The organism is Anaerovorax odorimutans (assembly GCF_024459955.1).
GTDB classification, from domain to species: domain Bacteria; phylum Bacillota; class Clostridia; order Peptostreptococcales; family Anaerovoracaceae; genus Hominibacterium; species Hominibacterium odorimutans_A.
In genome coordinates this window covers 254,981-266,022 of record NZ_JANFXK010000003.1, presented here as the reverse complement: position 1 = coordinate 266,022, position 11,042 = coordinate 254,981, and the positions used below count along the sequence as shown (strand labels likewise).

Annotated in this window: 14 protein-coding genes and 1 tRNA gene; 14 read left to right on the top strand and 1 reads right to left on the bottom strand. The window is 49.7% G+C overall.

Features of this window, described 5'->3' with window-relative positions; translation table 11 throughout:
* Positions 1 to 175 precede the first annotated feature (175 nt).
* Genes prmA through NE619_RS04790 form a run of 3 tightly spaced genes read left to right on the top strand, consistent with a single transcriptional unit; the run spans position 176 to position 3,065 of the window.
* The gene (gene prmA, locus NE619_RS04800) at positions 176 to 1,144 is read left to right on the top strand and encodes a 50S ribosomal protein L11 methyltransferase (protein ID WP_256131230.1); all 969 of its coding nucleotides are present in this window, start codon (positions 176 to 178) and stop codon (positions 1,142 to 1,144) included.
* 3 nt (positions 1,145 to 1,147) lie between these two features.
* Positions 1,148 to 1,885, top strand: coding sequence for a 16S rRNA (uracil(1498)-N(3))-methyltransferase (locus tag NE619_RS04795; protein WP_256131229.1), 738 nt, complete (start codon positions 1,148 to 1,150; stop codon positions 1,883 to 1,885).
* 13 nt (positions 1,886 to 1,898) lie between these two features.
* Entirely contained in the window at positions 1,899 to 3,065 is a 1,167-nt protein-coding gene (locus tag NE619_RS04790) for an alanine dehydrogenase (RefSeq protein ID WP_256131228.1), read from the top strand.
* Here the strand turns inward: NE619_RS04790 and NE619_RS04785 are convergent.
* Positions 3,052 to 4,848: a polysaccharide deacetylase family protein gene (locus NE619_RS04785; protein ID WP_256131227.1), complete on the bottom strand. Its 1,797-nt coding sequence runs from the start codon at positions 4,846 to 4,848 to the stop codon at positions 3,052 to 3,054. The two genes, NE619_RS04790 and NE619_RS04785, sit on opposite strands and share 14 nt — an antisense overlap.
* 211 nt (positions 4,849 to 5,059) lie before the next feature.
* Here NE619_RS04785 and mtaB point away from each other — a divergent pair, with 211 nt between their 5' ends.
* From mtaB to NE619_RS04730, 11 genes are all read left to right on the top strand, one after another.
* Positions 5,060 to 6,379, top strand: coding sequence for a tRNA (N(6)-L-threonylcarbamoyladenosine(37)-C(2))-methylthiotransferase MtaB (gene mtaB / locus NE619_RS04780; RefSeq protein ID WP_256131226.1), 1,320 nt, complete (start codon positions 5,060 to 5,062; stop codon positions 6,377 to 6,379).
* Positions 6,376 to 6,978, top strand: a complete 603-nt coding sequence (locus NE619_RS04775; RefSeq protein ID WP_256131225.1) for a TlpA family protein disulfide reductase — start codon at positions 6,376 to 6,378, stop codon at positions 6,976 to 6,978. The genes mtaB and NE619_RS04775 overlap by 4 nt, the downstream gene beginning before the upstream one ends.
* Complete coding sequence (locus NE619_RS04770) at positions 6,956 to 7,093, top strand: CD1871A family CXXC motif-containing protein (protein WP_256131224.1); 138 nt, start codon at positions 6,956 to 6,958, stop codon at positions 7,091 to 7,093. Before NE619_RS04775 ends, NE619_RS04770 begins: the two co-directional genes overlap by 23 nt.
* Positions 7,086 to 7,940 (top strand): 4Fe-4S binding protein, encoded by an 855-nt coding sequence (locus NE619_RS04765; protein ID WP_256131223.1) that lies wholly within the window; start codon positions 7,086 to 7,088, stop codon positions 7,938 to 7,940. Before NE619_RS04770 ends, NE619_RS04765 begins: the two co-directional genes overlap by 8 nt.
* On the top strand, positions 7,937 to 8,119 hold the full coding sequence (locus NE619_RS04760; RefSeq protein WP_256131222.1) for a hypothetical protein: 183 nt from the start codon (positions 7,937 to 7,939) through the stop codon (positions 8,117 to 8,119). Before NE619_RS04765 ends, NE619_RS04760 begins: the two co-directional genes overlap by 4 nt.
* Positions 8,120 to 8,140: 21 nt before the next feature.
* A complete protein-coding gene (locus tag NE619_RS04755; protein WP_256131221.1) occupies positions 8,141 to 8,317 on the top strand; it encodes a hypothetical protein in 177 nt (58 codons plus the stop codon).
* Between the two features lie 3 nt (positions 8,318 to 8,320).
* Positions 8,321 to 8,662, top strand: coding sequence for a histidine triad nucleotide-binding protein (locus NE619_RS04750; RefSeq protein ID WP_256131220.1), 342 nt, complete (start codon positions 8,321 to 8,323; stop codon positions 8,660 to 8,662).
* A gap of 228 nt (positions 8,663 to 8,890) precedes the next feature.
* On the top strand, positions 8,891 to 9,070 hold the full coding sequence (rpsU, locus tag NE619_RS04745; RefSeq protein ID WP_022146591.1) for a 30S ribosomal protein S21: 180 nt from the start codon (positions 8,891 to 8,893) through the stop codon (positions 9,068 to 9,070).
* A gap of 33 nt (positions 9,071 to 9,103) precedes the next feature.
* Positions 9,104 to 9,553 (top strand): GatB/YqeY domain-containing protein, encoded by a 450-nt coding sequence (locus tag NE619_RS04740; protein WP_256131219.1) that lies wholly within the window; start codon positions 9,104 to 9,106, stop codon positions 9,551 to 9,553.
* A 58-nt stretch (positions 9,554 to 9,611) separates the two neighbouring features.
* A complete protein-coding gene (locus tag NE619_RS04735; RefSeq protein ID WP_256131218.1) occupies positions 9,612 to 10,391 on the top strand; it encodes a GNAT family N-acetyltransferase in 780 nt (259 codons plus the stop codon).
* A 152-nt stretch (positions 10,392 to 10,543) separates the two neighbouring features.
* Positions 10,544 to 10,631, top strand: a tRNA-Leu gene (locus NE619_RS04730).
* Positions 10,632 to 11,042 lie beyond the last annotated feature (411 nt).

Here is an 11,042-nt window from a genome sequence, read left to right as displayed (position 1 = left end):
ATGTGATGTTACCTTCTTTCATAAGTTTCAGTGTACCAAATTGGGACATTTTCTCGAGTGAATCCTATAGTGACATTATCACAAGTTAACAACAAGGACAGCGAACGCACCTTGCCTGCCGGCCAACTTTAGCGTATAATAGAAAAGATAATACTAAAACAGAAGTGAGGGTAATATGAAGTACATCAAAGTAAAGATTTACACCAGTCAGCAGGGGATCGAACCCCTTACGGCAATGCTTATGGAAAAGGGCATAACCGGAGCGGTAGTGGAAAACCCCGCCGATATCGAGGATTTGCTCAGCAAAAAGAAGGAATACGAATGGGACTATATCGACAAGTCGGTTTTGGAAAACCAGGACCAGGAGCCGGTAGTCTCTGTTTATTTTGAAGATACAGAGGAAGGCCGCGAAAAGGTTCAGGAGCTGAAAATCGCGGTTATGATGCTCAAGAGCAAAGAGATGGAGGGCGTTTTCGGCTGGGACGTTAATCTGGGAAGACTGTACGCGGAAGATATTCTGGTTGACGACGAAGACTGGAAGGACAAATGGAAGGAATATTTTAAGCCGGCAAAGGTTACGGAAAAGCTGGTTGTGAAGCCCACATGGGAGGACTACGAGGCTGCGGAAGGCGATCTGGTGATCGAGATTGATCCGGGCATGGCCTTCGGTACAGGTACCCACGAGACGACGACTCTCTGTCTGGGCATGATTGAAAAATATCTGAAAGAAAACCAGAGCGTTCTGGACATCGGATGCGGTTCGGGAATCCTTTCCATCGCTGCGGCAAAGCTGGGAAGCCGGCAGGTGCTGGGCATAGAGATTGATCCCGATGCCGCCAGAACCGCCGAGGAAAATGTGAAAGCGAATAACGTAGACGCGCAGGTGACGGTAAAGATCGGAGACCTGACAAAAGACGTGGATCAGAAGGCTGATCTGCTTGCGGCCAATCTCATCGCTCCGCTGGTGATCGAGCTGTCCGATGCTGCCGCGGAACATCTGAACGACGGCGGGGTATTCATTTCTTCCGGTATTTTGACTGAGAAAAAGGATGCCGTAGAAGAGGCTGTCAAAAAAGCGGGCTTTGATATCCTGGAAACACAGATAAAGGGAGAATGGTGCGCCATCGCCGCCCGGAAAGCATAACCGATGAGCAGATTTTTTGTCGATGCGGCCGATGTGGGAGAAAGCACCATCCGCATTGTTTCCAAAGAAGATATCCGCCACATAGCAAAGGTTCTGCGCCTTGGCGAAGGCGACCGCATAGAGGTATCGGATTCGACGCAGTGGGAATATGAGGCGGAAATTCTCACTGTGGATGATGACTGTGTGGAAGCGAAGATTTTGGACAAGCAGAAGTTTGCCAGAGAACCGCAGGTACAGGTGACCCTGTTTCAGGGCATACCAAAACAGTCAAAGATGGAGACGGTGGTGCAGAAATGCGTAGAGATGGGAGTTTACCGCATCGTCCCCGTATTTACGGAAAGAACCGTTGTTACCGATAAGGGCAACTTTTCCAAAAAGCGCCAGCGGTGGCAGAAGGTTTCGGCGGAAGCGGTGAAGCAGTGCAGAAGAGGCATTGTCCCCGAAATCGGGCAGGAAATCAAATTCCGGCAGATGACAGAGCACCTCAGGGAATTCGACCTGGTGCTCTTTCCCTATGAAAACGAGACGGGAAGAACGATAAAGGACAGCCTGCGGGGACTCGATGCGAAACCCGGGGAAATCGCGCTGATTATAGGTCCGGAAGGCGGGTTTTCCCATGGGGAAGCCCAGGCTTTAAAGGATTTGGGCGCTGACTGCGTCACCCTGGGAAGAACGATCCTGAGGACGGAAACAGCCGGCCTTGCGGCGCTGTCCATGATTATGTACGAATTGGAGTTATAAAGGAGGGAAAGGTATGATTTTTGGTTTGCTGAAAGATATAAAGAACGGGGAGTACCGCACCATTGCTACGCCCACGGAGATTCTCACCATAGTGGGAGCCGGCCACACGGCGCTGGTACAGTCAGGCGCCGGCGAAAAAGCCGGATTTGAGGATGAAGCCTATGCAGCGGCAGGGGCGCGGATCGTCTCATCGGCTGAGGAAATCTTCGGGCAGTGCGACCTGGTGACAAAGGTCAAGGAGATCGAACCCCCTGAATACGATCTTTTGAGAGAGGGCCAGATCATACTTACCTGTATCCATCCCGCGGCGCACCCGGAAGAGGTGCAAGTGCTGCTGGATAAAAAAGTGATCGCTTTTACAGCGGAGGATTCCCATCGTTACGGCTCACCCAACTGTGAGGCGGCGGGAAAACAGGGGGCTCTGGCAGGTCTCAATGCCATGCTGACCGTAAACGGCGGCAAGGGCAAGTTTGTCAGCGGCCTTGCGGGAGCACCGGGGATGAACGTGGTGATCCTGGGAGCAGGCATTGTGGGCAAGGCGGCTCTTTCGGTGCTCCATGCTCTGGGCGCCAAGGTGACCGTAATGGACATCAGCCTGGGCGTGCTCCGGGAGGTGGAGGCCCAGTATCACAACAGCGTGGACACCATGTACTGCACAAAGGAAAATATCCGAAAGCTGCTGCCTAACACGGATATGATTCTCAACTGCGTAAAATGGCCCAAGGGCAATCCGGAATTTCTTGTGGATCGGGAAATGCTGAAGCTGATGGAAAAGGGTTCGGTCCTTGTGGATATCAGCAATGATCCGGGCGGCGCCATTGAATCCTTCCATGAAACCACCCATGAAGATCCTACATACGTTGAAAACGGCGTAGTCCATTACTGCGTCAGCAATATACCCGGAGCCATCGCAGGCTCCACCACCGTAGCCTACGCGGCCGCAATGCTGCCTCATTTTATGAAGCTATTAAACGACGGCGTAGAGGAAGCCTGTGTAAAGGATGGTTTCCTGCGCAGGAGCCTGACGGTGTATAAGGGATACCTGACTCACGAGGAGACCAGCGCATTGCAGGGGAGACCGTGGATACGGCCGGAAGATATCCTGGGCATTGCGGATCGTGATCTGGACCCGGCTCCTCCGGCCACGGTGACTCGTTCTGACAATTTTATTGTTCTTTAAGATCGGATTCGACTTTTTTAAAAAAATCACTGCTTGATTTTTCAGGAGTCCTCAGATAGCGCTTTATTTTATAAAGGCAGTCGGGGTCTCCTTTTGTTATGGTATTGATTCCTTCTCTGCAGCCGAGGGACGCTTTAAAGCCCAATTCCTTGATGATCGGCAGGCTGCTGTCACTGATGGCCCCGAAAGGATAGGTAAAGGTCGTGGGCGTGATACCGGTGTTTTCCCGCATCCTTTTCTGCAGTTTGAGCAGGTCCTTGCGCAGGAACTTCCCATAGGCGTCGTCGCTTTCGCCGGACAGTTTTAGCACGCCTTTTCTCCCGCCTTTATTATCGTGGGAATTATAGGAGTGATTCTGAATCTCCACCAGGCCGGAAGCGAGCATCTCCTGGATCTGCTTCCAGGTGACGTGGGAGTAGGTGGCGTGATTGTCATTCACCTTGCTGAAATCGTCCGTGTGCTTGCCGATGATGGAGATAACAGCTTTCATTTTATACTTTTCCAGCAGCGGAAACCCGTAGAAGTAGTTATTGTAATAGCCGTCGTCGAAGGTGAGCAAAACTGGCTTTTCCGGCAGCGGCGTACCATTTTCCACGTAGTCGATCAGATCGGACACGAGGATGGTCGTATAGCCGTTTTTCTTCAGATATTGGAGGTCGTTTTCGAAGAGGTCCGGGCTGATGACATAATTGTTGTGCATTTTGGGATCCTTCAGGAGACCGTGATACATGAGGACCGGCAGTTTGACCTGGCTTTTTTTATCCTCTTTGGCTGAGGCCAGATAGTAGCTTTCCTCAGAAAACCCATACTTGCGGACATACTCGCTGCCGACCTTTTCCACGGTGGACTTATGGTTTTCCAGGAGCCGGGTTATGGCATAGAGATTGATCCAAACCTGGTTGGGGCTGTCCTTGGCCTTTTCATCCAGAACCAGCTGCATGCCGAAGTGAAGATGCGGAGTATCGATGTTATTGGTATTTTCTTTCAGACTGTAGCCCGTCTGGCCCACGTAGCCCAGGACCTGGCCGGGGGAAACGGTCTGCCCGATAACGAGGTTTTCGGCATAAGGGTGGTCCTTGCGCAGATGAGCGTAATAGTAATAGCGTTCCTTGTCAAAGCTGCGGATGCCCAGCCGCCAGCCGCCGTACTGGTTCCAGCCCAGGGCTTCAATCACGCCGCCCTCCACGGCTACTACGGGAGTTCCGGTACCGGCCATCAGATCGTGTCCCAAATGCTGCCTGCTGTAGCCGTAGCTGCGATTCTGGCCGAAATCATCGAAATGGGTGTACCAATAGCCTTCCGCAATGGGAGAAAAGGCTTTGAGTCCGTAGCGCTCTACCCAGCGGGTACCGCCGTCATCGCTGGGAACCTCCAGCTTGTAATAGCCGAGGAACCCGCCCAGGACAGCTCCGTAGGCTTTCTTGTAATACGGAAAGTATTTCATGTTCTTTGTAAAATCCTCCAGATCCTGCCCCTCCTGCAGCTTTTTTACAAACAGGGAGAGATCTGTTTTCTGGTAGTTTTTAAAATCTCCGCCGTATTTGGCGCCCAGATAGGCCAGGGAATCGATCCAGCTGATATGCGTTTCCTGCTCGTGGGTCTGGATGTCGATTTCCATCGTGTCTTTCATAGCCTCATAGGTTACATCAAAATCAACCCACTTGATATTGCCGCTGCTTCTTGCGGCAGAGGGCTGATGAAATCCGTGAAGACAGAAAATAAGAACGCCCGTCACAAGGCCGATTAGTATTAAGAGTAGTAGCTTGATTGTTCTTTTTCTCAAGAGAAACCTCCTTGGTGCTGTATTCACAAACTTGTCGGGAAAAGCCGCCAGGCAGCGCTGCCCGCAAGTTATAAAATTGCTTTCTTAATTGTATGTTAAGGCGATTTACAACATGAGTACGTCGTGATAAAATACAAAAATATTGATTCTGAGTGATTAATTGTCAGAAAAATGTGTATAAACCAAGAACTGGGAAGGAGATATAGCTGTAATGAAGGTAGCATTCCATACGTTAGGATGCAAAGTCAATCAATATGAGACCGAAGCGCTGCGCCTCAGATTCAGAGAGCGGGGCTATGAGATTGTAGGAGAGACGGACCCGGCGGATATTTATGTAATCAACACCTGTACGGTGACATCCCTGGCGGACCGTAAATCCCGTCAGTATATCCGCAAGATGAAGAAGCAAAGCCCCGACAGTGTGGTGGCTGTGACAGGGTGTTATGCCCAGATCAGTCCTGAGGAGGTAAAGGCCGTCGAAGGAGTTAATATCGTCACAGGCACCAATGAAAAGGGAAAGCTGATCGAATATATCGAAGAATTTCTGCTGGAACACAAACCCCAGCTGCATGTGAAGTCCTATGAGGAGCTGCGGCAGTATGAGGAGACCGGCCTGGTGACGGCGACGGAATCCAGGACCAGGGCCTATATCAAGATCCAGGAAGGCTGCAACCGTTTTTGCTCCTACTGTGTCATCCCCTATGCCAGGGGAAGTGTCCGCAGCAGGGAGCCGGAGGATGTGCTGACGGAAGCGGAAGGACTGATCGGACAGGGGTTTAAGGAGCTGGTACTCACCGGTATTAATACGGCTCTTTATGGAACAGAGGAAGGCTTTTCCGTCCGGGATGATTTCTGGGGAATCGAGACCATTATCCGCAGGCTGGACCGGATGCCGGGAGATTTTCGAATCCGTCTCAGTTCCCTGGAACCGGCAGTAGTCAATGCGGACTACGTGAAGCGGCTGCTGCGATATGAAAAGCTGTGCCCGCATCTGCATCTGTCGGCTCAGAGCGGCAGCGACCGGATTCTCACGGCCATGAACCGGCCCTATACGAGGCAGGAGTACCTGGACATTGTCAAGGTTTTGAAGGACTTTGATCCGGGATATGGGATTACCACCGATCTGATTGCTGGTTTCCCCGGGGAGACGGAAGAAGATTTTCGGGACAGCGTCAGACTGATTGAGGAAGCCGAATTCTGCAAAGTTCACGCCTTCAAATATTCCCAGAGGCCTTTTACGAAAGCGGCATCCATGCCCGATCAGATTCCCGCGCCGATGAAAAAGGCCAGGACGCAGCAGCTGATCGAGGCGGGAGAGCAGGCTTCACTTCGGTTTTTCCAATCCAACCGGGGAAGCGTCAGAAGAGTGCTGGTGGAAGAATATGAAGAAAAGTCAGGTTGCCTCACCGGATATACGGACAACTACATCCGGGTCTATATAGAAAGCGGGGATGAGACAGCCATAAATCAGTTCCGGAGGGTAAAGCTTTTGGAGCCATTTGAAGAGGGAATGAAAGGAGAGTTTCAATGAAGAGAAAAAGAGGTTTGGTGATTGGTTTTGTTCTGGTTTCGGTCCTGCTGGTCCTTACCTTTACGGCCTGCGGGGACAAAAGCGGAGAAGGGGATAAAAGCGCTCCCGCACAGGAAGCGTGGAAACTGCCGGAGGAACAGGGCGAAGGCGCACAGCTGACAGCGTTCAAGACTCTGAATCTGGAGGGCGAGGAAGTGGATCAGAGTATCTTTGCCAATTACAAGTATACACTGGTGGATGTCTGGGGCACTTACTGCAATCCGTGTATCAGGGCAATGCCGGATACGGAAAAGCTGTATCAGGCGTATAAGGATAAGGGCCTGGGCGTAGTCGGTCTGGTGGTGGATTCGCTGGATCAGTCCGGCGCAGTGAGCATGGAGCAGGTGAGTCAGGCTCAGGAGATTGTAAAACAGCAGGGGGCTACCTATCCGGATCTTTTGCTTTCCGATTCCATCATGCGCAATGTGGTCAGCAGTATTTCCGCAGTGCCGTCCTATTTCTTTGTGGACAGTAAGGGAAACATCACAAGCACCGTTTATGAAGGTGGAAGATCGTACGATGAGTGGGTGAAGATCATTGAAGAGGAAACTGGTATTTAGCGCGCTGCTGGTCTTTGCCGCGGTTCTCATGGCAGGGGGACTGATGCGGGGCGAAGGCCAGACCGTGCTTATGAAAGCGGTCAATATATGTCTGGAGTGTATCGGAATTGGATAGAAATCAGGCAAAAAAACAGGAGCGCTTCCGCACCGGCTTTCAGCTGGTCTTTACGGCGCTGACCAACGGATATGTGAAAGGCTTTGTGGATGGGAAGATTTTTCAGGGGCCTTCTAAAGAAGTCTGTCTGCCGGGACTGAACTGCTACTCTTGCCCGGGAGCTCTGGGTTCCTGTCCCATCGGGGCTTTGCAGGCGGTAGCCAATGACCGCAATTTTACGCTGCCGCTCTATGTCTGGGGATTTCTCATCGCAGTGGGGGCCTTTTTCGGAAGGCTGGTCTGCGGATTCATGTGCCCCTTCGGGCTGGTGCAGGATCTGCTGTACAAAATCCCCATGCCGGTAAAACTGAGAAACATCAGAGCTGACCGCTGGCTCAGGTTTCTGAAGTACGTGATTCTGGCGCTGTTCGTGCTGATTCTGCCCATGTTTGTGGTTAATGATTTCGGACAGGGGGATCCCTGGTTCTGCAAGTACATCTGTCCTTCCGGCACGCTGATGGCCGGATGGCCCCTTGCCGCGCTTAACGAAGGTTTGAGGGGCACACTGGGGTTCCTATTTGCGTGGAAATCTGTTATACTTATAGTACTGATACTCTTATCGATGATACTTTACAGGCCTTTTTGCAGATATTTGTGTCCGCTGGGGGCTGTCTACGGTTTGTTCAATAAGGTATCGCTGTATCGGCTGCGGCTGGACAAGGGGAAGTGCACCGGATGCGGTGCCTGTGAAAGCAGCTGTAGACTGAATATTGACCCCAGTAAAATACCCAACAGCATGGAATGTATTCGATGCGGGCGATGTGTGGAGTCCTGCCCCACAGGGGCGCTTCGGAGGGGAATAAAATGAGAGGTAAAAAAATAAGGAACGTTTTGATCTGCTGCGCAGTCGTTGTGGCTGCGGCTGTGTTGATCCGATTCAGCGGACTTGATCATTTGGATGGCGTGGTGGCGCCGAAGTGTGAGGGAAACGGCACCTGCGGCATGAAATATTTTAAGAAGCTTTTGAATGAGCAGGAGGACCGCTGAGGGGAATTGGAGGAATATCCGATGAATAAGAAGATGGTAAGAAACGTTACGGTAGGCCTGGTGCTGGTGATTGCCGCGGTAACGGCGGTGCAGCTGAGCGGGCTGGGGGATTATCTGAGAAACAATTTGATGCTAAAGTGCAATACCAACGGTACCTGCGCTATGAAGTATTATAAAAACTACGTAAAGGAGAAATAACGAATGGGAGATTGTATTTTTTGCAAGATCGCTCAGAAGGAGATTCCGTCAAAGGCCGTCTATGAAGACGACCGGATACTCTGTTTCCACGACCTTGAGCCGCAGGCTCCGGTTCATGTGCTGATTATTCCCAAAAAACACATTGAATCGCTGGATGATGTGACGGTGGAAGATCAGGAGCTTTTGGGCTATATCATGACGAAGGTGAAAGATATCGCCGCTGAGCTGGGACTGGAAAACGGATACCGTCTTGTGAACAACTGCGGAGAAGATGGATTTCAGACTGTAAAACATCTTCATTTTCACCTGCTGGGAAAACGGAAGCTGACCTGGCCTCCGGGCTGATACGGGATCTTTTACGGCAGAGCCCTGGAATCCGGGATTTAAAAGCAGGACAATAACCAATACTGAAAGCCTGGCAGCAACATTGTCAGTTTTGGTTGTTTTCAGAGGCTTTGTACCAAAAAAACCTTGCATATTTGTACAAAGAATAGTATAATAGCAACGTTATAGATAAGACCGTTCTCATAGCATCTATGTGATTTCAGAACACGTCAGGAGGTGAAACGGAATATGGCACAGGTAATTGTTAGAGAAAACGAAAGCTTGGAAAGTGCTCTCAAGAGATTTAAGCGCTCTTGTGCGAGAGATGGCGTTATGTCAGAACTCAGAAAAAGAGAACACTACGAAAAGCCGAGTGTAAAGAGAAAGAAGAAGTCTGAGGCTGCAAGAAAAAAGGCTAAGAAATATTAGTCGTTTGCAGCGGAGATTCGAGGTGTTTTAAAAGTGACCTTAAAAGAACAACTGATGGCTGACTTCAAAGAAGCTATGAAAGCAAAAGATGAAGTCAAAAAAAATACGATCAGCTTTGCTCGTGCTGCGATTAAACAGTACGAAGTCGATAACAGGGAAGAGCTGGATGATGAAGGCATTATTGCTATTTTGTCAAAACAGGTTAAGATGAGAAAAGACGCCCTCGCTGATTTTGAAAAAGCTGGACGAACGGACTTAGCTGATGACTACAAGGCAGAAATTGAAATTCTGATGAATTACTTGCCCGAGCAGATGGACGAGGCCAAGATTATGGAAGTGGTACAGGCTACCGCATCGGAACTTGGAATCGAAAGCGGCAAGAAAAATATGGGTAAGCTCATGGGAGCCGTCATGAAAAAGGTCAAGGGCCTGGCGGATGGCAACGATGTGCGTAAGGTGATTGAAGAATTTTTAAGTGAATGACTTTACTTAGGAGCAGGCGAAAGCCTGCTCTTTGTGTAAGGAAAGAAAGCAGGCGGCTATGGATTATCGGATTTGTTCACCTGAGAGTAAAAATAAGGCAGCGGAAATGTTTGCCGAAAAGAAAAATGTTATTATAAACGCATGCCTGGAAGGGACAATGGGCGCTGTGTATGCGGACAACCCTGAAAACCCCCAGTCAGCGATGGCTTTACTGGGTGATTTCTGCTTTTTTGCAGGCAGACCAAATAGAAAATTGGTTCAATATAAGCTGCAAGACTGCGAGCAGCGGTTCATCATTATGGTTCCGCAAAATGCCCACTGGTCCGCTTTAATTGAAGATGTTTATGGGAAAAAGGCAAAGAAAATCTTCCGCTATGCGACGAAAAAGAAGACTATGGAGACCTTTAAACGCGGGAAGCTGGAAAAAGCGGTTTTGTCCATTGAAAACAAATATGAAATCTGCCGCATTGATGAGAGTGTCTTTAAGTTGTGCCTGTCTCAGGGTTGGAGCCGGGATCTGGTGTCTCAGTTTCCGGATTATGAGATGTATCGAAAGCAGGGAATCGGCATAGCGATCCTCAAAGATGGAGAACTGGTCAGCGGTGCATCCTCCTATGCGTCGTATTCCGGCGGCATTGAGATTGAGATCGATACGAAACCAATCTATCGACGAAAGGGGCTCGCTTACGCCTGCGGGGCCAAGCTAATCTTAGAATGCCTCCGCAGAGATCTTTATCCCAGCTGGGATGCCCATAATATAGGCTCACTGGCTCTCGCCGAAAAGCTGGGATACCAAAGGGATCGTTCTTATCCGGCATATGAAATTGTAAATTATTGAGAAGTTTTGCCGCCGCTTTAGATGCATATAAAACCTTTTTTCAGATATCCGGATTTTGCCCCGGGAAAAAATAGAAAAAACGAAAATATTGCTTGCATTCTGACCTGTTTTTAGGTATACTAAGTCTTGTGAGTCAGCAGAGACAACCATATGCGGATATGGCGGAACTGGCAGACGCGCACGGTTCAGGTCCGTGTGAATATTGTTTTCGTGGAGGTTCGAATCCTCTTATCCGCACCAATTTTGATAACGCCCATACGGGGCGTTATTTTTTTTATGGATAAGAGGATTTGAACCTGAAAAGATGTGAGTGTGAGTCCGATGATAGCCCCCCGGGTCACCTTGCAGAGAGCCTAGGGTCACCTTGCTGCGCTGCGAGAATCGACTCATATGAAAAATCGTTTCAAAAAGGCAAATTATGATTTTCATCAACACGCAGCGAAAAAAACGAGTTTTTGTTGAGCTTTTTTCAAGGATACAGAGCCATACAAGCGCAAAACTCGATCAATATCTGGTTTTAGACGGGAGCTGCGGCCTCAAACCTTGGAAATACCTCAACAACCAAGGAAAAATGAATCCGTTGTTGAAGAAATATGCATATTGCTAAAAAAACTGCGGCTTCCAATCACCAATTTAACCAGCTTCGCCGAG

What these genes read in the sequence shown, in the direction of transcription:
- prmA (WP_256131230.1), top strand. Translation starts at nt 176, where the DNA reads ATGAAGTACATCAAAGTAAAGATTTACACCAGTCAGCAGGGGATCGAA.
- NE619_RS04795 (WP_256131229.1), top strand. Translation starts at nt 1,148, where the DNA reads ATGAGCAGATTTTTTGTCGATGCGGCCGATGTGGGAGAAAGCACCATC.
- NE619_RS04790 (WP_256131228.1), top strand. Translation starts at nt 1,899, where the DNA reads ATGATTTTTGGTTTGCTGAAAGATATAAAGAACGGGGAGTACCGCACC.
- mtaB (WP_256131226.1), top strand. Translation starts at nt 5,060, where the DNA reads ATGAAGGTAGCATTCCATACGTTAGGATGCAAAGTCAATCAATATGAG.
- NE619_RS04775 (WP_256131225.1), top strand. Translation starts at nt 6,376, where the DNA reads ATGAAGAGAAAAAGAGGTTTGGTGATTGGTTTTGTTCTGGTTTCGGTC.
- NE619_RS04760 (WP_256131222.1), top strand. Translation starts at nt 7,937, where the DNA reads ATGAGAGGTAAAAAAATAAGGAACGTTTTGATCTGCTGCGCAGTCGTT.
- NE619_RS04755 (WP_256131221.1), top strand. Translation starts at nt 8,141, where the DNA reads ATGAATAAGAAGATGGTAAGAAACGTTACGGTAGGCCTGGTGCTGGTG.
- NE619_RS04750 (WP_256131220.1), top strand. Translation starts at nt 8,321, where the DNA reads ATGGGAGATTGTATTTTTTGCAAGATCGCTCAGAAGGAGATTCCGTCA.
- rpsU (WP_022146591.1), top strand. Translation starts at nt 8,891, where the DNA reads ATGGCACAGGTAATTGTTAGAGAAAACGAAAGCTTGGAAAGTGCTCTC.
- NE619_RS04735 (WP_256131218.1), top strand. Translation starts at nt 9,612, where the DNA reads ATGGATTATCGGATTTGTTCACCTGAGAGTAAAAATAAGGCAGCGGAA.